22 protein-coding genes are annotated in these 20,424 nt (G+C 71.6%); 15 read left to right on the plus strand and 7 right to left on the minus strand.

The genetic code is table 11. The features are described 5' to 3' along the window. The first annotated feature begins 34 nt into the window (after positions 1-34). From ABZ459_RS30210 to dop, 3 genes are all read left to right on the plus strand, one after another. On the plus strand, positions 35-1,054 hold the full coding sequence (locus ABZ459_RS30210) for a pyridoxal-phosphate dependent enzyme (RefSeq protein ID WP_357977313.1): 1,020 nt from the start codon (positions 35-37) through the stop codon (positions 1,052-1,054). Between the two features lie 66 nt (positions 1,055-1,120). Next, positions 1,121-2,200, plus strand: a complete 1,080-nt coding sequence (locus tag ABZ459_RS30215) for an acyltransferase (protein WP_357977316.1) — start codon at positions 1,121-1,123, stop codon at positions 2,198-2,200. Between the two features lie 86 nt (positions 2,201-2,286). Next, complete coding sequence (dop, locus tag ABZ459_RS30220; protein ID WP_357977319.1) at positions 2,287-3,804, plus strand: depupylase/deamidase Dop; 1,518 nt, start codon at positions 2,287-2,289, stop codon at positions 3,802-3,804. A 25-nt stretch (positions 3,805-3,829) separates the two neighbouring features. Here the strand turns inward: dop and ABZ459_RS30225 are convergent, their stop codons facing one another. Then, complete coding sequence (locus ABZ459_RS30225; RefSeq protein ID WP_357977321.1) at positions 3,830-4,234, minus strand: hypothetical protein; 405 nt, start codon at positions 4,232-4,234, stop codon at positions 3,830-3,832. Between the two features lie 149 nt (positions 4,235-4,383). Here ABZ459_RS30225 and ABZ459_RS30230 point away from each other — a divergent pair, with 149 nt between their 5' ends. Next, entirely contained in the window at positions 4,384-4,593 is a 210-nt protein-coding gene (locus ABZ459_RS30230) for a ubiquitin-like protein Pup (RefSeq protein WP_132622197.1), read from the plus strand. A 99-nt stretch (positions 4,594-4,692) separates the two neighbouring features. Here the strand turns inward: ABZ459_RS30230 and ABZ459_RS30235 are convergent, their stop codons facing one another. From ABZ459_RS30235 to ABZ459_RS30255, 5 genes are read right to left on the minus strand one after another with little or no spacing between them, the layout of a single operon-like run. Beyond that, the gene (locus ABZ459_RS30235) at positions 4,693-5,727 is read right to left on the minus strand and encodes a DNA polymerase IV (protein ID WP_357977323.1); all 1,035 of its coding nucleotides are present in this window, start codon (positions 5,725-5,727) and stop codon (positions 4,693-4,695) included. Between the two features lie 32 nt (positions 5,728-5,759). Further along, positions 5,760-6,806, minus strand: coding sequence for an ABC transporter ATP-binding protein (locus ABZ459_RS30240; protein WP_357977325.1), 1,047 nt, complete (start codon positions 6,804-6,806; stop codon positions 5,760-5,762). After that, on the minus strand, positions 6,803-7,621 hold the full coding sequence (locus tag ABZ459_RS30245; protein ID WP_352364067.1) for a carbohydrate ABC transporter permease: 819 nt from the start codon (positions 7,619-7,621) through the stop codon (positions 6,803-6,805). Before ABZ459_RS30245 ends, ABZ459_RS30240 begins: the two co-directional genes overlap by 4 nt. Continuing rightward, positions 7,618-8,544, minus strand: a complete 927-nt coding sequence (locus tag ABZ459_RS30250) for a sugar ABC transporter permease (RefSeq protein WP_357977328.1) — start codon at positions 8,542-8,544, stop codon at positions 7,618-7,620. The genes ABZ459_RS30245 and ABZ459_RS30250 overlap by 4 nt, the downstream gene beginning before the upstream one ends. Beyond that, a complete protein-coding gene (locus ABZ459_RS30255) occupies positions 8,519-9,883 on the minus strand; it encodes an extracellular solute-binding protein (protein ID WP_357977331.1) in 1,365 nt (454 codons plus the stop codon). The genes ABZ459_RS30250 and ABZ459_RS30255 overlap by 26 nt, the downstream gene beginning before the upstream one ends. A gap of 170 nt (positions 9,884-10,053) precedes the next feature. Here ABZ459_RS30255 and prcB point away from each other — a divergent pair, with 170 nt between their 5' ends. The 8 genes from prcB (at position 10,054) to ABZ459_RS30295 (ending at position 17,222) form a co-directional block, all read left to right on the plus strand. Next, positions 10,054-10,902 (plus strand): proteasome subunit beta, encoded by an 849-nt coding sequence (gene prcB, locus ABZ459_RS30260; RefSeq protein ID WP_357977334.1) that lies wholly within the window; start codon positions 10,054-10,056, stop codon positions 10,900-10,902. 21 nt (positions 10,903-10,923) lie between these two features. Beyond that, a complete protein-coding gene (gene prcA / locus ABZ459_RS30265) occupies positions 10,924-11,778 on the plus strand; it encodes a proteasome subunit alpha (protein ID WP_357977337.1) in 855 nt (284 codons plus the stop codon). A 162-nt stretch (positions 11,779-11,940) separates the two neighbouring features. After that, positions 11,941-12,501, plus strand: a complete 561-nt coding sequence (locus tag ABZ459_RS30270) for a hypothetical protein (protein ID WP_357977340.1) — start codon at positions 11,941-11,943, stop codon at positions 12,499-12,501. Positions 12,502-12,637: 136 nt separating this feature from the next. Then, positions 12,638-13,996, plus strand: a complete 1,359-nt coding sequence (pafA, locus tag ABZ459_RS30275) for a Pup--protein ligase (RefSeq protein ID WP_125642647.1) — start codon at positions 12,638-12,640, stop codon at positions 13,994-13,996. A 119-nt stretch (positions 13,997-14,115) separates the two neighbouring features. Next, positions 14,116-15,024 (plus strand): FKBP-type peptidyl-prolyl cis-trans isomerase, encoded by a 909-nt coding sequence (locus ABZ459_RS30280; RefSeq protein ID WP_357977343.1) that lies wholly within the window; start codon positions 14,116-14,118, stop codon positions 15,022-15,024. A 94-nt stretch (positions 15,025-15,118) separates the two neighbouring features. After that, positions 15,119-16,042, plus strand: coding sequence for an FKBP-type peptidyl-prolyl cis-trans isomerase (locus tag ABZ459_RS30285; protein WP_357977346.1), 924 nt, complete (start codon positions 15,119-15,121; stop codon positions 16,040-16,042). Positions 16,043-16,061: 19 nt separating this feature from the next. Continuing rightward, the gene (locus tag ABZ459_RS30290; RefSeq protein ID WP_357977349.1) at positions 16,062-16,709 is read left to right on the plus strand and encodes a helix-turn-helix domain-containing protein; all 648 of its coding nucleotides are present in this window, start codon (positions 16,062-16,064) and stop codon (positions 16,707-16,709) included. Positions 16,710-16,742: 33 nt separating this feature from the next. Further along, positions 16,743-17,222: a DUF3291 domain-containing protein gene (locus ABZ459_RS30295; RefSeq protein ID WP_357977352.1), complete on the plus strand. Its 480-nt coding sequence runs from the start codon at positions 16,743-16,745 to the stop codon at positions 17,220-17,222. Here ABZ459_RS30295 and ABZ459_RS30300 read toward each other — a convergent pair. Further along, complete coding sequence (locus tag ABZ459_RS30300) at positions 17,168-18,235, minus strand: DUF3866 family protein (protein WP_357977355.1); 1,068 nt, start codon at positions 18,233-18,235, stop codon at positions 17,168-17,170. The two genes, ABZ459_RS30295 and ABZ459_RS30300, sit on opposite strands and share 55 nt — an antisense overlap. Positions 18,236-18,273: 38 nt before the next feature. Here ABZ459_RS30300 and ABZ459_RS30305 point away from each other — a divergent pair, with 38 nt between their 5' ends. The 3 genes from ABZ459_RS30305 to ABZ459_RS30315 are packed head-to-tail and all read left to right on the plus strand — an operon-like array spanning position 18,274 to position 20,416. Beyond that, complete coding sequence (locus ABZ459_RS30305; RefSeq protein WP_357977358.1) at positions 18,274-19,236, plus strand: WYL domain-containing protein; 963 nt, start codon at positions 18,274-18,276, stop codon at positions 19,234-19,236. After that, positions 19,233-20,201 carry a WYL domain-containing protein gene (locus tag ABZ459_RS30310; protein WP_357977361.1) on the plus strand — a complete coding sequence of 323 codons (969 nt, stop codon included), beginning with the start codon at positions 19,233-19,235 and terminating at the stop codon, positions 20,199-20,201. Before ABZ459_RS30305 ends, ABZ459_RS30310 begins: the two co-directional genes overlap by 4 nt. Further along, positions 20,198-20,416 (plus strand): hypothetical protein, encoded by a 219-nt coding sequence (locus ABZ459_RS30315; RefSeq protein ID WP_357977363.1) that lies wholly within the window; start codon positions 20,198-20,200, stop codon positions 20,414-20,416. The genes ABZ459_RS30310 and ABZ459_RS30315 overlap by 4 nt, the downstream gene beginning before the upstream one ends. The last annotated feature ends 8 nt before the right edge of the window (positions 20,417-20,424 follow it).

A 20,424-nucleotide genomic window follows, 5' to 3' on the forward strand; every position in this document is an offset into this window, starting at 1 on the left:
GGAACGTCGCCCGGCCCGTCCTAGCATGGCGATCATGCACTTCTTCAACCCCGGCCGCACTCCGTTCGCCGAGCGCGACCGTGAGCTGATCGGTGTGGAGCACGCCCGGCTCGCCCGCGCCCACTTCGCCCGGCACCCGGCCTACCGGCCCACGCCCGTGCACACCCTGACCGACATCGGCGGGGCGGGCACCGTGCACGTCAAGGACGAGAGCGGCCGCATGGGGCTGGGCAGCTTCAAGGCGCTCGGCGGGGCCTACGCCGTGCACCGGCTGTCCGAACGCGACGGCGGCGGCACCACGTACGTCTGCGCCAGCGCCGGCAACCACGGCATCTCGGTCGCGGCCGGGGCCAGGGAGCTCGGCGCGCACTGCGTCGTCTACCTCAGTGAGCAGGTGCCCGAGCCGTTCGCGCACCGGCTGCGCGCCCTCGACGCCGAGGTCCGCCGCGAGGGCGGCGACTACGACGCCAGCCTGGCCGCCGCCCTGCACGCCTCCCAGGAGCACGGCTGGCGCCTGGTCGCCGACACCTCCTGGGAGGGCTACGACGACATCCCCCTGGACGTGATGCGCGGCTACACCGTCCTGTTCGACGAGATCGAGATCCCGCCCACCCACGTGTTCGTGCAGGCCGGGGTGGGCGGGCTGGCCGCCGCCGCGGCCGGGTACACGCGCGACCGCTGGGGCGAGCAGCCGAGGATCGTCGTGGTCGAGCCCGACGGCGCGCCCTGCCTGCTGGAGAGCGCCCGCGCGGGCCGGCCGGTGCACGCGACGGGCTCGCCCACGCGCCTGGGCAGGCTCGACTGCCTCGAACCGTCCCTGATCGCCTTCGACCTGCTGAGCCGCCAGGCCGACCTGTTCGTCACCGTGGCCGACGAGCAGGCCGCGCAGGCCGCCGCACTGCTGGCCGAGCGCGGGGTGTCGCTGTCGGAGTGCGGCGCGGCGGGGGCCGCCGGGCTGCTCGCCCTCGACCCGGGCACCCGCGAGGCGATCGCCCTCGGCCCGGCCGCACGCGTGTTGCTGGTGGGAACAGAGGGACCTGTGGAACCAAAGTGATCAGCGGGTCGTCAAAGGGGCGTGCATCAAGCTAACCGGCCAAAGCATGCTCGGGGAGACGGCCGGTTGGCCGAGCTCGACCTGCTGCGCTTCCTCGCCGCCCTGGCGGTCGTCGCCTTCCACTACCTGGTGGCCTTCGCCTCGGTCTGGGAGGCCAGGCCCGCCGCGCTGTTCCCGGCGCTGGCGCCGTTCGCCGGGCTGGGCATCCTCGGCGTCGAGCTGTTCTTCGTCATCAGCGGGTTCGTCATCCTCATGACCGTGTGGGGGCGGGGGCTCGGGGCGTTCGCCCGGTCGCGGCTGGTGCGGCTCTACCCGGCGTACTGGCTGAGCCTCGGCGCCGTGGCGGCCCTGTACGGGCTGACCGGCGCCACCGCGCTGGACCCAAAACTTTCACCAGGCCAGTACCTGGTGAACGCCACCATGTTCCAGCGGCTGTTCAAGGTGGCCGACGCCAGCGGCGTCTACTGGTCGCTCTGGGCCGAGCTGCGCTTCTACCTGCTGATCGCGATCCTGGTGATCGCCGGCGTCACGTACGCACGCGTGCTGGTCTTCTCGGGCGTCTGGCTGGCCGCCGCGCTGGCCGCCAGGTTCGTGGACAACGACGTGCTGAACGAGATCGTCATGCCCGACTACGCCCCCTACTTCGTCGCCGGCATGGCCCTGTATCTCATCCACCAGAACCGCAAGGCCCTGCTCCCGTGGCTGTACGTCGCCGCCGGGTACGCCATGGCCGTCCCCGCCGCGCTGGGCCGCGTGCACCGCCGCATCGACGCCGCCGGGTTCAAGAACATGCCCGTCACCGACACCAGCGTGATCGTCACCCTCACCCTGATCTTCGCCGCCATGGCCCTGGTCGCCCTCGGCCTGATCCGCCTCAAACCCTCCAGGACGCTCACCGCGCTGGGCGCCACCACTTACCCGCTTTACCTCTTCCATGGGGTCACCGCGGCGGCGCTCATCCCGCTGCTCACCGGCGACCTGCCCCCCTGGGCGGTGGCCCTGGTCACGACTGTGGCCGCCGTCGTGCTGTCGTATCTGATCTACTCCTTTGCCGAACGGCCGATCCAGCGACTCCTCAAGCCCCGCAGATCACCGCAAACCACAACAAGCTCCGCCGTACAGATTCAGAAGGCGTCGGTGCCATAACTCTGTGGCCTCGGGGCACTGTGAAGGGCATAGGCTCGGGCATATAAACGGCGGATAGGCAGATCCGGACGAACAGAGGGTGTTGCATGACGGTGCGTCGGGTGATGGGCATCGAGACCGAATACGGCATCTCCGTACCAGGTCAGCCAGGCGCCAACGCGATGGTGACCTCCTCCCAGGTCGTGAACGCCTACCTGGCCGCCTCGGCGGCCCGTGCGCGCAGAGCGCGATGGGACTTCGAGGAGGAGAACCCGCTCCGCGACGCGCGCGGCTTCGACCTGGCCCGCGAGGTCGCCGACCCCAGCCAGCTCACCGACGAGGACCTCGGGCTGGCCAACGTCATCCTCACCAACGGGGCCAGGCTCTACGTCGACCACGCCCACCCGGAGTACTCCTCGCCGGAGTGCACCAACCCGCGGGCCGCGGTCATCTGGGACAAGGCCGGCGAGCGCGTGATGTACGACGCCGCCACCCGTGCCTCGGCGATCCCGTCCAACGCGCCGATCCAGCTCTACAAGAACAACACCGACGCCAAGGGCGCCTCCTACGGCTGCCACGAGAACTACCTGATGCGGCGCGCCACGCCGTTCGCCGACATCGTCCGGCACCTGACGCCGTTCTTCGTCTCACGGCAGGTCGTCGTCGGCGCGGGCAAGGTCGGCATCGGCCAGGACTCCCGCGGCGAGGGCTTCCAGATCAGCCAGCGCGCCGACTTCTTCGAGGTCGAGGTCGGCCTGGAGACCACGCTCAAGCGGCCCATCATCAACACCCGCGACGAGCCGCACGCCGATCCCGAGAAGTACCGCCGGCTGCACGTGATCATCGGCGACGCCAACATGTCGGAGATCTCCACCTATCTCAAGCTCGGCTCCACCGCGCTCGTCCTGGCCATGATCGAAGAGGGCTTCCTGACCCGCGACCTGGCCGTGGAGAACCCCGTCCAGTCGCTGCGGGCGGTCAGCCACGACCCGACCTGCCGCTACGAGATCCCGATGCGCGACGGCCGCAAGCTCACCGCCGTGCAGCTCCAGATGGAGTACCTGGAGCAGGCCCGCAAGTACGTCGAGGAACGCGGCACCGCCCAGGACGAGATGAACAAGGACGTCCTCGACCGCTGGGAGTCCGTGCTCACGCGCCTGGCCGAGGACCCGATGCAGCTCTCGCGCGAGCTCGACTGGGTCGCCAAGCTGGAGCTGCTGGAGGGCTACCGCACCCGCGACAGCCTGCCCTGGTCCCACCCGAGGTTGCAGCTCGTCGACCTCCAGTACTCCGACATCCGCCCCGACCGCGGCCTGTACAACCGGCTCGTGGCGCGCGGGCGCATGCAGCGCCTGATCAGCGAGGAGGAGGTCGAGCGCGCGATCGAGCTGCCGCCGACCGACACCCGCGCCTACTTCCGCGGGCGCTGCCTCAGCCAGTACAGCGAGTCGGTGGCCGCCGCCTCCTGGGACTCGGTGATCTTCGACATCCCCGGCCGGGAGTCCCTGCAGCGCGTGCCCACGCTCGAACCGCTGCGCGGCACCAAGGCCCACGTCGGCGAGCTCTTCGACCGCTGCCGCACCGCGGCCGAGCTGGTCGCCGCGCTGACCGGCACCGGGGAGTAGCCGGGGCCCCGGGCCGTCCCGGGGCTCACAGCAGGCCGATGCCGAGCGTCAGCGTGCCCGCGGCCAGCGACGCGCCGCCGACCGCGGTCAGCCAGATCAGCCGGTTCGGCTTGGTGTCGCGCGGACGCAGCACCGACAGGAAGAAGCCGAGCGGCATCAGGATGGGCGCGGCCACGATGAGCGTGCGCGTCAGCGCCTTCACGCCCTCGGGCAGGCTCGCCTGGTCCACGTACAGCATCGCGACCAGGCTGAACAGCACCAGGACGCCCGCGTGCGCGTGCCCGGCCCGCCACAGGCCCCTGCGGACGGGGTTGTCCAGATAGCCCGGCTCGTTGCGCATGAGGAAACGCAGCAGGGTCACGCCGCCGAACGCGACGCCGGGAACTGTGATGAGGAGCACACCTGCCGTGTGCAGCGAAGAGGGCGACATGTCGGGATCTCCTTGTGTATAGGTGGATCCATTATTGGATAGGAGTGCTATCCAGTCAAGCCGCCAAGATCGCAGGGCGTTCGACGCGAAATGTCGTCCGGTTCGGGGAAGATATGCCTTAGAGGCAGTCCCCCAAGCGGAGGTAGGACATGGCAACCAAGGACACCGGCGGGCAGAAGCAGACCGGCCGGCGTGAGGCCGAAGTTGAGGAGACCGAGGCCTCGGCGGCGCCGGACGTGCAGGAGCGACAGGAGAAGCTCACTGACGATGTCGACGCGATCCTGGACGAAATCGACGAAGTGCTCGAAGAGAACGCCGAGGAATTCGTGCGTTCCTATGTGCAAAAGGGTGGCGAGTAGGGCCAGTAGGGCCTTGTCCTCACCGCTCTGACCATGGGGAAGGATGAGCCCCGGCCGATGCGGCCGGGGCTCACTCCTCGGGCCCTGCTCAGCCAGGGTTCAGTCGAGCGCCGTGTAGTCGACCGCCACGCCGAGCAGCCTCACCGGGCGGTCGAGGTCGAAGCGGCCCAGCGCGGCCAGCGCCGCCTCGGTCAGCGCGCCGGGGTCGGCCGTGGGCTCGGGGAGCGTGCACTGCCGGGTACGGGTCAGGAACGGGGTGAAGCGCACCTTGACCGTCACCCGCGCGCACAGACGCCCCGCCGCCACCGCGTCACGGGCGACCTGCCCGGCGAGACCGGCCACCTGGCCGGCGACGGCCTCACGATCGGTGAGGTCACGGGGGAAGGTGATCTCGCGGCTGTGACCGCGGGCCACCCAGGGACTGGTGTCCACCTCGGCCTCGCCCTTGCCGAGGGCCAGATAGCGGTACCAGGGGCCGTTCACCGGGCCGAAGGCGCGGGCCAGCTCGGCGGGGTCGGCGGCGGCCAGGTCGGCGACCGTGCGCAGGCCGAGCCCGGCGAGCTTCTTCGCCGTCCGGGCGCCGATGCCCCACAGCGCGTCGGTCGGCCGGTCGTTCATCACCTCGGCCCAGTTCTCGCCGGTCAGGCGGTAGACGCCGGCCGGTTTGGCGAAGGCCGAGGCGAGCTTGGCCTGGTGCTTGTTGTCGCCGATGCCGACCGAGCAGCTCAGCGTGGTGCGGTCGAGCACGACCTGCCGCAGCCCGGCCGCCAGCGCCTCGGGGTCGTCGGTCGTGGCGCCGACGAAGGCCTCGTCCCAGCCCCAGACCTCCACGAGCACCGGCAGCTCGCGCAGGGCGGCCATGACGCGCTCGGAGGCGGCCTCGTAGGCGGGCGGGTCGCTGGGCAGGAAGACGGCGTCGGGGCAGCGCCGCAGCGCGGTGCGCAGCGGCATGCCCGAGTGCACGCCGTGCGCGCGGGCCTCGTAGGTGGCGGTGGCGGCGACCGTGCGCGGCTGGGCGGGGTCGCCGGAACCGCCCACGACGACGGGCCGGCCGCGCAACTCGGGATGGCGCAGCAGCTCGACGGCGGCGATGAACTGGTCGAGGTCGACGTGCAGGATCCAGGACCTGGCCATGAGTCCAGTATGCGAGCCCGGGTCGCCCAGGCTCACAGCAGCCGGTCGTCGCGGTAGACCAGGGAGCGGCGCGGCACGGCCCAGCGGGCGGCGCCGAGCGGCGGCTCCTCGCCCTCCGGCACGACGGCCTGGATGAGCCCGCCGGGGGACTCCAGGGTGATGAGGGTGTGGGTGCCCATGTTCTCCAGGACGGACACGACGCCCGGGAAGGCGTCCGGGCGCTCGGCGGGGGACAGGTCCATGTACTCCGGGCGCACGCCGTACGTCACGGGGGCGTCGTCGTCCGGGGTCAGGCCCTCGGGCAGCGGGCGCAGGGCGCCGGCCACCTCGAGCCCGGCGTCGGTGACCCGGGCGGGCAGGAGGTTCATCGGGGTGGAGCCGATGAAGGAGGCCACGAACGTGGTGGCAGGCCGGTGGAAGATCTCCGCGGGGGTGCCGACCTGGATCATCGAGCCCTTGGACATGACGGCGATGCGGTCGGCCAGCGCGAGCGCCTCGGCCTGGTCGTGGGTGACGAACACCGTGGTGACGGCCAGCTCCCGCTGCAGCCGCTTGAGGAAGGTGCGCGCCTCCAGGCGCAGGCGGGCGTCGAGGTTGGACAGCGGCTCGTCGAACAGGAACGCGGCCGGGTGGCAGGCGATCGCGCGGGCCAGCGCCACCCGCTGCTGCTGGCCGCCGGACAGCTCCGACGGACGCCGCAGCAGCAGCTCGGTGAGGCTGAGCCGGGCCGCGACCTCGGCCGCCTTCTCCGTCCGCCGGGCGCGGGGGACCTTCCTGATGCGCAGCGGGTAGGCGATGTTGGCGGTGACGTCCATGTGGGGGAAGATCGCGTAGTCCTGGAAGACCATGGCGACGTCGCGCTCGCCCGGCGGCAGGGCGGTGACGTCCTTGCCGTTGATGGCGACGGTCCCGGACGTGGGGGTCTCCAGGCCGGCGATGCTGCGCAGGAGGGTGGTCTTGCCGCAGCCGGAGGGGCCGAGCAGGGCGAAGAACTCGCCGTCGGCGACGGTGAGCGCGAGGTCGTCGAGCGCGCGTACGCCTCCGGGGAACACCTTGGTCAGGCCGTGCAGGGAGATCAACGCTTGATTCCTCCGTGGAAGCGGAAGCCGTACCGCTGGGAGACGAACAGGTACATCAGGACCACCGGCAGGGAGTACAGCAGCGAGAAGGCGGAGATGAGGTCGAGCCGGGGCGCGCCGCCCTCGGTGTAGAGCGTGTAGAGGATGATCGAGCCGGGCGCCTTCTCGGGGTCGCGCAGCAGGATGAACTGGAACAGGAATCCGCCCCACACGCTGGCCAGCGCCCACACGGCGATGGTGGCCAGCCCCGGCCGCACGAGCGGGACCACGATGTGCCGCAGGATCTGCAGCGACGAGGCGCCGAAGACCCGGGCAGACTCCTCGTAGGAGGTGGGCGTCTCGTCCATGAAGTCCTTCAGGATGAAGATCGCGGCGGGCAGCAGGCCGGCCGAGACCACCAGGACGACGCCGAGATGGGTGTCGATGAGGCCGAGCCGGGTGGCCAGCTCGAAGATCGGCACCATCGCCGCGGTGCCGGTGACCACGGACGACAGCAGCAGGAGCAGGTAGAGCAGGACGTCGCGGCCGGGCAGCCGCACCCGCGACAGGGCGTAGGCGGCCAGCGCCGACAGGACGACGACCAGCACCGCCGCCCCGCCCCCCTGGATCAGGGAGTTGCGGATCGAGCCCAGCGCGTACGGGTTGTCCAGGACGGCGGCGAAGTTGCGCAACGTGAACTCGGGGATCGACGTGGTGATCGTCGGGGTGTCGTCGAAGGGCGCGCTGGCCAGCCAGAGCATGGGCAGCGCGAAGAAGGCCAGGACGACGGCGACGAACACGGTGGCGGCCAGCCGTCCGAGCGTGTGGCGGATCATGCGGGCGGTCCTCCGGCGGCGGCGACCTCCCGCGTGCGGCGACGTCCGCGCAGCAACCGCAGGTAGGCCAGGGCGAAGACGAGGTTGATCAGCAGGATGAGGAAGGAGATGGCGGCGCCGACGCCGAGCTGCCCGTCCTGGAGGGCGACGCGGTAGACGTACACGGGCAGGATCTCCGAGCGGCCCTCGGGCCCGCCGCCGGTCAGCACGAACGGCGTGAAGTCGTTGAACGTCCACAGGCTGATCAGCAGCAGGTTCGTCAGGACGTGCCGCCTGATGGCCGGCAGCACCACGTCGCGGAGCTGCTGCGGCACGCTCGCGCCGGCCAGCCGGGCGGTCTCCAGGTGCGAGGGCGGCACGTTCTCCAGGGCGGCCGAGTAGAGCATCATCGAGAACGCGGTGCCGCGCCACACGTTGAAGACGATGATCGACAGCAGCGGGTAGTCCAGCAGCCAGGCGAACCCGGGCGTGTGCAGCAGGGCGTTGAGCGTGCCGTCGTCGCGGTCGAGCAGCGCGAACCACAACATGCCGACCACGGTGCTGGGCAGGATCCACGACAGCAGCACCGCGCCCTCGACGACCCGGCGCAGCGGGCCGGTGCGCGAGCGCAGGATCCAGGCCAGGGCGAAGCCCAGCCCGGCCTGCCCGACGACGGCCGAGCCGCCGACGTACAGCAGGGTGAGCCACAGCGAGGACAGGAAACGCGGGTCGGCGAGCGCGGCGGTGTAGTTGTCCAGGCCGACGACCTGGGGGTCGGCGGCGGCCAGGCCGGTCAGCCGGTAGTCGGTCAGGCCGAGGTAGATGGTCCACAGGGCCGGGAAGAGCAGGAAGACGCCGATCAGGACCAGGGCGGGCAGGACGAACGCGACCGCCCTGCCCCGGCCCAGCCCCGCGGCGTCAGCCGCCGACGTTGGCCGCGCCACCGACCAGTCCCTCCAGCTTGCTCCGGTACGCCGCGGCCGCCTCGTCGGCGCTCCTGCCGGCCACCACGGCCGCGGTGGCCTCCTGCAGGGCGGTGGAGACCTGCGGGTAGACGGCCAGGCCCGGCCGGTAGGCGGTGATGGGCAGCACCTCGACGGCGACGAACTTGAGCATGGGGTCGGCGGTCAGCACCTCTTCGTTGACGTCGGTACGGGCGCTGACGCGGGCCTGCCCGGCCAGCTGCGACTTGGTCGCGGCGGCCGAGTGCATGAAGGCCAGCAGCTCCCAGGCCGCCTTGGGGTTCTTGGAGAAGGGGTTGAGCACGCGGACGGCCCCGCCGGACATGCTGACGAAGTCCTGGCCGCGGATGCCGCCGCCGGGCTGCCTGGCCGGGATCTTGGCGTAGCCCACGACCTGGTCGCGGTCGGGCATGGGGGCGACGCCGGCCTTGGGCTCGATGACCGAGCGCCAGAAGTAGTCGCTCTCGGCCAGGATGGCGATCTTGCCGGCGGCGAACTGGGCGAAGGACTTGTCGCGGCCCTTGGCCTCCTGCTGGAGCTTGGGGTCGCCGAGCCCGCTGCCGCCGTAGACCTGCTGGTAGAAGCCCAGGACGTCCTTGACGGCCTGGGAGGCGCCGGTCCACTTGCCCGAGGCGTAGATCTCCGACCCGGCGCCGGCCAGCAGGGGCAGCACGCCCTGCATGGTGGTGGCCTCGCCCATGGCGGTGCCGGCGTCGATCTGGACGGGCGTGGGCACCCCGGCGGCCTTGAGCTTGACGCCGGCGTCGATGATCTGCTGCCAGCTGGTCGGCTGCCAGGTCTCGGGCAGACCGGCCTTCCTGAACAGCGCCTTGTTGTAGAACAGCACGCGGCCGTCGGTGCCCTGGGGCAGGCCGTACTTCTTGCCGTCGAAGATGCCGAGGCCCTGGACGGCCTGCGGGATCTGCGACCAGCCCTCCCACTGCTCGACGCCGGCGCCGCCGACCTCGGTGAGCGGCTTGATGTATCCGGCCTGGGCGAACTCGCCGACCCAGATGCCGTCGAGGTCGATGACGTCGGCCCCGGTCCTGGACTTGAGGTCCAGAGCGATCTTGGTCTTGTACTGCTCGTCGTCCACGCCGTTGCCCTGGAAGAGCACCTTGACGTTCTGGTGGGTCTTCTCGAACTCGGGGATGACCCACTTCTTGATCCAGGCGGCGGACTCGGAGTTCTTGCCGCCCTCGATGGAGTTGGCGGTGATGGTGAGGGTGATGCTGCCCCCGGACTGGGTGCCGGAGCCGCAGGAGGTGAGGGCCAGGACGGCTGCGGCCGCGACGAGCGCGGGCCGGCTGGGGAGTCGCAAGTCGGCCTCCTGTTCAGGACGTGCAGACATACCGACAATCGCACGGGGTGTGGCGGGCGTAAAGAAACGATCTGATGAACGGTTCGCCGTGAGCTGATCGTGGGAAGTGCAGACAGCAACGCAACATGAGTAGGGTCGGCCTAGAGACACTGATGTTGGGAGGGAGTCGCGTGGCACCGAACAGGGATCTGCCCGTCGGCCTGGTGGACCAGCTTTTCCGAAACTCAGGGAACTCCTCGTTCACCGAGTTCGTCGGCTCGTACGCGCCCGAGTTGCTGCCCCAGCGTCACCAGGCGCTGGCCACTCCGATCGGCGACCAGGTCCCGCACGCGACCACGATCGTGGCCGCCACCTTCGCCGGCGGCGTGGTGATGGCGGGCGACCGGCGGGCCACGTCGGGGAACATCATCTCGCAGCGTGACATCGAGAAGGTGTTCCGCTCCGACGACTACTCGTGCATGGGCATCGCGGGCACGGCCAGCACCGGCATCGAGATGGCCCGCCTCTATCGCGTGGAGCTGGAGCACTACGAGAAGATGGAGGGCCGCACGCTCTCGGTGGCGGGCAAGGCCAACCGCCTGGCCACCATGATCCGCGGCAACCTCGGCATGGCGATGCAGGGCCTGGTGGTGGTGCCGCTGTTCGCGGCCTACGACCCCGACCGCGACGAGGGCCGCATCTTCAGCTACGACGTGGCGGGCGGCCCCTACGAGCGCGACAGGTACGACGCCATCGGCTCCGGCTCGATCTTCGCCCGCGGCTCGCTGAAGAAGCTCTACCGCGACGGCGCCTCGGCCGACGACATGGTGATGACGGTGATCCAGGCCCTCTACGACGCGGCCGACGACGACTCGGCGACCGGCGGGCCCGACGTGTCGAGGAAGATCTGGCCGATCGTGTCGGTGATCGACGCCGACGGCTTCCGCAAGCTGACCGACCAGCAGGTGGCCGCCAAGGTCGAACAGATGCTGGAGGCCCGGATGATCTCGCCCGACGGCCCCATCGCCCCGCTGCGCTAGAAAGGACCACTGCCCGTGTCCATGCCTTTTGGATATGCGTCCCCTGAGCAGATCATGCGGGACAAGGCCGACTACGCGCGCAAGGGCATCGCGCGGGGCCGGTCGGTCGTCGTGCTGCAGTACGTCGACGGCATCCTGTTCGTGGCGCCCAACCCGTCGCGGGCGCTGCACAAGATCAGCGAGATCTACGACCGCATCGGGTTCGCCGCCGTCGGCCGCTACAACGAGTTCGAGGAGCTGCGCCTCGGCGGCATCCGCTACGCCGACATCAACGGCTACACCTACGACCGCTCCGACGTGACCGGCCGCGGGCTGGCCAACCTCTACGCCTCCAACCTGGGCCGCATCTTCACCGAGTCGATCAAGTCGCTGGAGGTGGAGGTCGTCGTCGCCGAGGTCGGCGACACCCCCGACGGCGACGCCATCTACCGGCTGACCTTCGACGGCTCGGTGTTCGACGAGCACGGCTTCGCGGCCATGGGCGGCCAGGCCGACGCCGTGGCCGGGCGGCTCAAGGAGCGCTACCGCGAGTCGATGTCGCTGGCCGACGCCCTTGAGGTGGCGCTGGCCGCGCTCACCGAGCCGGGCGGCGAGCGGCCGCCGGTCGCCCAGCTCGAGGTCGCGGTCCTCGACCGCAACCGCGAGCACCGCAAGTTCCTGCGGCTGACGGGCGCGCGGCTGGAGCGCCTGCTCGCCCAGACGACGACGTCCGCCACCCCGCCCGCGACCCCGCCGGCCGGGGCCGCCGCGGAGTCGTCCGCGACCCCGCCTGAGACCCCGCCTGAGACCCCGCCCGCCACTCCGCCCGCCGCGCCGCCGACCGGTCCGCCCACGGGCCCCGAGGGCGACGTCGACGACGGCTCCGGGCCGCTCTGAGCCTTCGAAGACCGCCGGGACAGGGCGGGGGCCGCGATGGCGGCCCCCGCCCTGTCCCGTGAGGCTCCCGCCCGCCACAGGGGCCGCGAGGGGCCGCGCTGTGTGACCTGTATCACCGGCGTGGCGGCGAACCCCGGGGCGCGAGGTGGGATCTCAGCAAGCGTGAACACAACGATGCGCACCCTCCTCGCCGGCGGCACCGCCGCCGCCGCGCTGCTGGCCTCCGGCGTCGCCGCCCAGGCGGCCACCGCCGCCACCGCCGCCACCGCGAGCGGGGCCACCGCGGCCTACCCGGCGTACAAGAAGCCCGCGATCTTCGGCACGAGCTTCCAGGCCGACCCCGGTCACGACTTCACCAAGGGCATCCACTCCCGCCGCAACGGCATCCTGCGCGGCTGGATCACCGACGTCCGCGACGGCGTCGCCGAGTACGAGCCCATCAAGTGGAAGCGGTCCAAGACCACCGAGGGCTACTTCGTCGGCCCGCCCGAGGGTGACGTGACGGCCTACGCCTCCCCGATCGCCAAGGACGTCGTCTTCCTGTCCGCCTACGGCTGCAAGCCGGTGATGGCGGCCATGACCGTCGACCGCCACACCGGCCTGGGCGCCAAGCGCTGCCCCACGTCCGTCCTGGTCAAGCGGCACGACAAGCAGCGGCAGCCGTCCCTCATCACGGTGTACCAGGGCAAGATCGTCAAGGTTCAGGAGATCTACACCCCGTGATCCCGGCTCCGCGCTTCGCGGGGGCGGGCGCGGACCTGGTAAAACCCACCCAGCAAATCTGGCAAATGGGACGTCCGCCGGAAAACACCTGTGAAGATCTCTCCCGATCGCCGATCCGTGGGCATAGTGTGAGGTGATGGATCGTCGCATCTTCGGGCTGGAGAACGAGTACGGCGTGACCTGCACGTTCAGGGGACAGCGCAGGCTGTCCCCCGACGAGGTCGCGCGCTACCTGTTCCGGCGGGTCGTGTCCTGGGGCCGATCGAGCAACGTCTTCCTCCGCAACGGCGCACGTCTCTACCTCGACGTGGGCAGCCATCCTGAGTACGCAACACCCGAGTGTGACAACGTCATCGAACTCGTCACCCACGACAAGGCGGGCGAGCGCATCCTTGAGGGCCTTCTCGTCGACGCCGAGAAACGCCTGCGCGAAGAGGGCATCGCGGGTGACATCTACCTGTTCAAGAACAACACCGACTCGGCCGGCAACTCCTACGGCTGCCACGAGAACTACCTGGTGGGCCGGCACGGCGAGTTCGGCCGCCTGGCCGACGTGCTGATCCCGTTCCTGGTGACCCGGCAGATCGTGTGCGGGGCGGGCAAGGTGCTCCAGACGCCGCGCGGCGCCGTCTACTGCGTCTCGCAGCGGGCCGAGCACATCTGGGAGGGCGTCTCCAGCGCCACCACCCGGTCCCGGCCGATCATCAACACCCGCGACGAGCCGCACGCCGACGCCGAGCGCTTCCGCCGCCTGCACGTGATCGTCGGCGACTCGAACATGAGCGAGACCACGATGCTGCTCAAGGTCGGCGCGACCGACCTGGTGCTGCGCATGATCGAGGCCGGCACGGTGATGCGCGACCTGTCCCTGGAGAACCCGATCAGGGCCATCCGCGAGGTCTCCCACGACATGACCGGCCGCCGCCGGGTGCGCCTGGCCAACGGCCGGGAGGCCTCCAGCCTGGAGATCCAGCAGGAGTACCTGTCCAAGGCCCAGGACTTCGTCGACCGGCGCGGCGGCGACGCCATCACCCGCCGGGTGCTGGAGCTGTGGGAGCGCACGCTGCGCGCCGTCGAGACCGGCGACCTCGACCTGGTCTCGCGGGAGATCGACTGGGTGACCAAATACCAGTTGATCGAGCGCTACCGCAAGAAGTACGACCTGCCGCTGTCCTCGCCCAGGGTGGCCCAGCTCGACCTGGCCTACCACGACGTCCACCGCAAGCGCGGCCTGTTCTACCTGCTGCAGAAGCGCGGCTCGGTCGAGCGGGTGGCCTCCGACCTGAAGATCTTCGAGGCCAAGTCGGTGCCGCCGCAGACCACCAGGGCACGCCTGCGCGGCGAGTTCATCCGCAAGGCGCAGGAGAAGCGGCGCGACTTCACCGTCGACTGGGTTCACCTGAAGCTGAACGACCAGGCCCAGCGCACGGTGCTGTGCAAGGACCCCTTCCGCAGCGTGGACGAGCGCGTCGACAAGCTCATCGCCGGCATGTGAGGAAACGGCCGGGGCGTGGTGTTTACCTCGGCCCTACCTCGATGTCGGGTAGGGTGACGCGAATCTGACGTCTTTTCCGAGGGAAATCCATGCGCCGCGCTCTGGCCGTACTGGCAGCCGTGCCTTTGATCTTCTTCGCCGCCGCGTGCGGCGACACCGACGCCGGGGCGAACGGAGGCGCCGCCACCAGCACCGGCTCGGCCGGGCTCAAGGTCACCGGGAACGTGGGCGCCAAGCCCACGGTGACCTTCCCCGCCGGCTCGCCGGCGACGAAGTCCTCCTACGAGGTGATCCAGCCGGGCACCGGCCCCGAGGTCAAGACCGGCGACAAGCTGATCGTCAACCTGACCGTCTACAACTGGGACGGCAAGGGCAACGCGATCCAGGGCTCCTCCTACGACACCAAGCAGCCCGAGACCGTCCCGGTCAACGAGCAGCTCCCGCAGGTGCTGCGCGACGGCTTCACGAAGGTCAAGCACGGCGGCCGGCTGCTGGCCGTGCTGGCCAACGACTCGGCTCCGGCGGGGCAGGCCACGGCCGGCGCCGAGCCGACGAAGGTGTTCGTGCTCGACGTGGTCGGCGCCCGGCCCGCCGCGCTGAAGGCGGCCACGGGCAAGGAGACCGGCCAGACCCTCAAGGGCGTCAAGGTCGTCAGCCCGGGTGGGGACAAGGCCCCGACGCTGACCACCAAGACCGACGAGAAGCCGTCCAAGGAGCTGGTGGTCAAGACCCTCATCGAGGGCACCGGCGCCAAGGTGCAGCCCACCCAGACGCTGACGGTCCACTACACGGGCAAGGTCTGGGGCACCGACAGCCAGTTCGACTCCAGCTGGGAGCGCGGCGAGCCGGCCGAGTTCCCGCTCGCGAACGTGATCCAGGGCTGGCAGAAGGGCCTGGCCGGGGTGCCGGTCGGCAGCCGGGTCGTCATGAGCATCCCGCCGGACCTCGGCTACGGCGACCAGGCCCAGGACAAGATCCCCGCCAAGAGCACGCTGGTGTTCGTGGTCGACGTGCTGGCGGCCTCCTGACCGGGTGATCTCCTGACGGGCCGTCCGACGACGCGGTAGCATCTCGTGGCCCGGTGGCGTCTCGCCGCCGGGCCACTCCGTCGTGGGAGGGCAGATGCGCCGCCGTACGATCGTGCCGTCGCTGGCGTCGCTGCTCCTGCTGGCCGCCTGCACGGGCCCGACGGCCGGCGACCCCGCCGCCAAGGCGGGCGGACAGCTCGACCTGAAGGTGGGCGGCGCGTTCGGCGCCCGGCCCACGATCGTCTTCCCCGCCGGCCGGCCCGCCGCCGATCTCCAGGTCGACGAGCTGACCACGGGCGGCGGCGACCGGCTGGGCGACGACGACGTCGCGGTCGTCCAGTACACCGCGCACGTCTGGGACGGCCGCGACAACCGCCTGGTCGACTCCAGCTTCAACCGGGGCGCCCCGGCGGCCTTCCCGGTGGGTTCGCTGCTGCCGGGGCTCGGCAGGGCGCTGCGCGGCCGTACGGTCGGCAGCAGGGTGCTCGCGGCCGTCCCGCCCGATCAGGGCTTCGGCGCCACCCCGCCGCGTGGCGTCGGCCCGGCCGACGACCTGGTCTACGTCGTGGACATCCTGGGCGCCCACCGCAAGGGCGCCGCGGTCGAGGCGGCCGGCGGGTCGCTGGCCGGCGTCCGCGTGACCGGGGGCGAGCGGCCGGAGTTGTCGATCCCGTCCGCCGCGCCGCCGCGGGCGTTCGCCGCCAAGGTGCTGCGGCGGGGGAGCGGCGGCCCGGCGCAGGCCGGGCAGCTCCTGGTCACCCAGTACGAGGGCGCGATCTGGGCCCGGCGCGAGGTCTTCGACGCCACCTGGTCGACCGGCCTGCCGAAGGCGTTCCGGATCGGCGACGGCGCCGTGATCAAGGCGTGGGACAAGGCGCTGGTCGGGGTGCCGGTCGGCAGCCGGGTGCTGATGATCGTCCCGCCCGCCTACGGCTACGGCGCGCCGGGCCATCCCGCGTACGGGATCAAGGGCTCCGACACCCTCGTGTTCGTCGTGGACGTCCTGGCCGCCTACTGAGGCTCCGTAGACTCCGGCTGTGAGCAGTGACGACGACCTGCAGGCGCTCGGCCTGCTGCACGACCCCGTGCGCCGCAGCCTGTACGAGGCCGTGACGGCCGGCGGCGGCGACGTCGGCAGGGGCGAGGCCGCCGAGGCGGCCGGCGTGTCCCGGACGCTGGCCGGCCACCACCTCGACAAGCTCGTCGAGGCCGGGCTGCTGGAGAGCGGCTTTCGCCCCCAGGACAGGAAGGGCCCCGGCAGCGGCCGCCCGGCCAAGGTCTACCGCAGGGCCAAGGGCGAGCGCACGGTCAGCCTGCCCCCGCGCGACTACGCGACGCCCGCCTCGGTGCTGGCCGACGTGGTGGAGCTGCTCGGCGCCGAGGAGCAGGCCGAGCAGGCGGCCCGCCGGGCGGGCGCGCGCATCGGCAGGGGGCGCTGCGGCGAGCCCGTCGACCGCGTGCTGCGCGAGCGCGGCTACGAACCCTACGACGAGGGCGGCGCGCTGCGGCTGCGCAACTGCCCCTTCCACCTGCTGTCGCAGGAGCAGCCGCTGCTGGTGTGCTCGATGAACCTGGCGCTGTGCCAGGGGCTGCTGGAGGGCATGGGCGAGGACCCGGGCAGGGCGCGGCTGGATCCGAGGCCGGGGGAGTGCTGCGTCTCGCTTTCTAAAACAAATGAAGATTGACATAGAAGCCGCGAGAGTGATGTGCTGAGCCCCATGCATCTGGCCCAGCTCAACGTCGCGCACCTGCGCGCGCCCATCGACGCCCCCGAACTCGCCGAGTTCGTCGCCCTGCTCGAACCCGTCAACGCCGTCGCCGACGAGGCCCCCGGCTTCGTGTGGCGGATGAAGGAGAGCGAGAGCGACCCCACCGCCACCGTGGTGCACGACTTCGGCGACCACCTGCTGATCAACTTCTCGGTGTGGGAGTCGCTGGAGACCCTGTGGGACTTCACCTACCGCAGCGTCCACCTGGGCGTGCTGCGCCGGCGCAGGGAGTGGTTCCTGCGCGTGGCCGAGCCGTACATGGTGATGTGGTGGGTGCCCGAGGGGCACATCCCCTCGCTGGCCGAGGGCATGCGGCGGCTGGAACGCCTCAGGACCGAGGGGCCGAGCCCCGAGGCGTTCACGTACAAGGACTCCTACGACAGCAGCGAGGCCGCCAGCCTGCCCGCCGCCGCCGAGGTCAGGAAGTAGGGCAGGTCCTCCTCCAGGCCCCTGCCCATGGTGGACAGCTTCACGGGCGCGGCGCGCAGCGCCTCGTGCAGGCCGTCCACCGGCACCGGCACCAGCCGGTGCCGGGCCGCCAGCGGCTCGGCCTGCTCGCGCACCCGCTCGCCGAACGTGCCGGGCAGCTCCGGCACCGCCACGTCGGCCGGCGACAGCGCGACCCGGCCGTAGGCGGTCAGCGAGTGGTGGGAGAGGCCGACGTGCCGCTCGCGCGCGTCGCCCTCGCTGACCCGCAGCGCCGCCACCGGACGGCCGCGCAGCACCCCGGCGGCGTTGACCGCCTCGCCGGCCGCCACGCCCGAGAAGCCCCAGCGGGTGCCCGTCCCCAGGTTGCCCGGCCCCTGCGTGACGATCGCCACGTCGGCCCGCAGCACGTGCCGGGCCGCCAGCAGCCCGGTGTGGACGGTGACCGTCTCGACGTCGCCGCCGAACGCCTGGCCCGTCGTCACCACCCCGGCCAGCCAGCCGGTCTCGCGCAGCCGGGCCGCCGACATCGAGAACCAGGCGGGCAGCGCGCCGCCGTCCTGCATCACGTACGCCACGCGCAGGCCGGGGGCGCCGTCGTACAGTCCGGACAGGATCGGGGCCAGCGCCGAGTGCAGATCGGCCACGATCACCGGCATCCCGGCCAGGTCGTCGGCCTCGCTCAGGACGTCGTGGAACTGCGAATCCTGCTCGTCGGCGCCCAGCACCGTGGCCTGCAGCGGCGTGTAGCGGGCCTTCACCAGGTGCCCTGGACCCACCGGATCTTGCGGCAAACGGTTCGGGACGGCCACCACCATGGCGTAACCTCCCGTACCGAGACCCATCGCGAGTGCGGTCGTGTTGAGCAGGACCTCGTCACCGGGTTCCGGGCGGCCCACCAACGGGGGGTAGGCCAGTGCCCGGCACTCACCTTCGGGGACGGCGACATCCAGCTCCACCGCTCCCGGCCACTCGCGTCGGATCCGGACAACCTCGCCCTTGCGCCATCTGATCACGGGGGCAGGGTAGCGTCGATGAAGGAGGAGTGAGGCAGATGTCGCGCCGTAAGACCGAGCGGTTGCTGAATCTGGTGATCTGCCTGCTCGCCACCCGGCGCCCGCTGTCGGCCGAGCAGATCCGCCAGGCGGTTCCCGGCTACGACCGCGACGGCGACGAGGCGTTCCAGCGCATGTTCGAACGCGACAAGAACGAGCTGCGTGAGATCGGCATCCCCATCGACGTCGTACGCGACCCGTGGGAGGACGAGCCGGGCTACCGCATCGACCCGCAGTCGTACGAGCTGCCGGAGATCACCCTGGAGCCCGACGAGGCCGCCGTGCTGGGCCTGGCGGCGCAGGTGTGGCAGCGGGCCAGCCTGGCCGAGGCCGCCTCGGGGGCGCTGCTGAAGCTGCGCGCCGCCGGCGTGGCCACCGACGAGCCGGTCGGCGGCCCGATCGGCGGCGGCGCCCTGGAACTGCGCGTCGACACCCGCGACCCGGCCTTCCCCGCCCTGTGGAACGCCGTGCGCGACCGCCGCGTGGTGCGCTTCGACTACCGCGCCTCCGGCAGCGAGACCGTGCGCGCCCGCACCGTCGAGCCCTGGGGCGTGGTCAGCCGGCGCGGACGCTGGTACCTGGCCGGATTCGACCGCGACCGCGACGCGCCGCGCGCCTTCCGCCTCAGCCGCATCGCCGGGGCGGTCACCGCACTCGGCCGCGCCGGCGTCGTCGAGGTGCCCCACGGGGTCGACCTGCGGGCCATGGTCGGCTTCCCCGAGGAGCCCGTGGACGAGCGCGTGGCCGTCATCCGGGTGCGCCGGGGCACCTGCGAGGGCCTGCGCCAGCTCGCCAGGGCCGTGCACCCGCGCGAGGACGGCTGGGACGAGGCCGAGCTGGCCTTCGCCGACCCCGAACGCCTCGCGGGCTGGATGGCCAGCCTCGGCGCCGACGTCGAGGTGGTCGAGCCTCCTGACGCCCGCGAGGCCGTCATCCGCCGACTGAAGGGAGCCCTGGCATGAGCGGTTCGGCTGACCGGCTGCCCAGGCTGCTGGCGCTGGTGCCGTACCTGATGTCCCACCCGGGGGCCCAGGTCGGCGAGGTCGCCGAGGTGTTCGGGCTGAGCGAGAAGCAGCTGATCGACGACCTGCAACTGGTGTGGATGTGCGGCCTGCCCGGCCACACCCCCGGCGACCTCATCGACGTCTCCTGGGACGGCGGCGAGATCATCATCGACAACGCCGACACCATCGCCCGGCCGCTGCGGCTCGGCATCGACGAGGCCAGCGCGCTGCTGGTCGCGCTGCGCATGCTGGCCGCCACGCCCGAGCTGGCCGACGTGGCCGCCGGCGATGCGCTGCCGCGCGTGGTGGCCAAGCTGGAGCGCGCCGCGGGCGAGGGCGCGGCCACCGTCAGCAGCCAGGTCGCCTTCGACGTCGAGGCCGCCCCCGACGCCCTCGGCCGGGTGCGCGAGGGGCTCACCGGCCGGCGCCGGTTGTCGCTGCGCTACTACGTGCCGGGGCGCGACGAGGTCACCCCGCGCGAGGTCGACCCGACCCGGGTCGTGGTCGTCGACGGCCGCACCTACCTGGAGGGCTGGTGCTACCGGGCCGAGGCGATGCGGCTGTTCCGGCTCGACCGGGTGCTCGGCGTCGACGTGCTCGACGTGCCGGCCGACCCGCCGGCCGAGGCCGAGCCCATCGACGTCACCCGCGGCGTCTTCCGTCCCTCGCCGACCGACGAGCTGGTCGAGCTGGAGGTCAGCGCCGCCGGGCGGTGGGTGGCCGAGTACTACCCGTGCGAGGAGGTCGCCGAGCTCGGTGAAGGGCGGCTGAAGATAACGTTGCGGGCGCGTGACGAGGACTGGATCGTCAAGCTGGCGCTGCGGCTCGGCGACACCGGCCGGGTCGTCTCCCCGCCGGCGATGGCCGAGACCGTGCGCGGGGAGGCCGAGCGGGCCCTGGCCCTGTACGCTCAGCACCCATGACGTGGATCTTCTTGGCCGCCGGGCTGGTCCTGGCCGGGCTGGCCGTGCTCGGCGTCGCGGGCGCCAGGGCCGCCGCCGCGGCACGCACCCTGAAGAGGGAGGTCGCCGCGGCGAAGGCGCGTCTGGAGCCGGGGCGGGCCAGATTGACGCCCCGGGAGGATGAGACCACGGCCCCTGGGGGCGTACCATCGGGGCTGAAGACCGGCACTCGCTGATAAAGGAC

The sequence above is a fragment of the Nonomuraea sp. NPDC005692 genome (assembly GCF_040631115.1).
In the GTDB taxonomy this organism is placed as follows: Bacteria; Actinomycetota; Actinomycetes; order Streptosporangiales; family Streptosporangiaceae; genus Nonomuraea.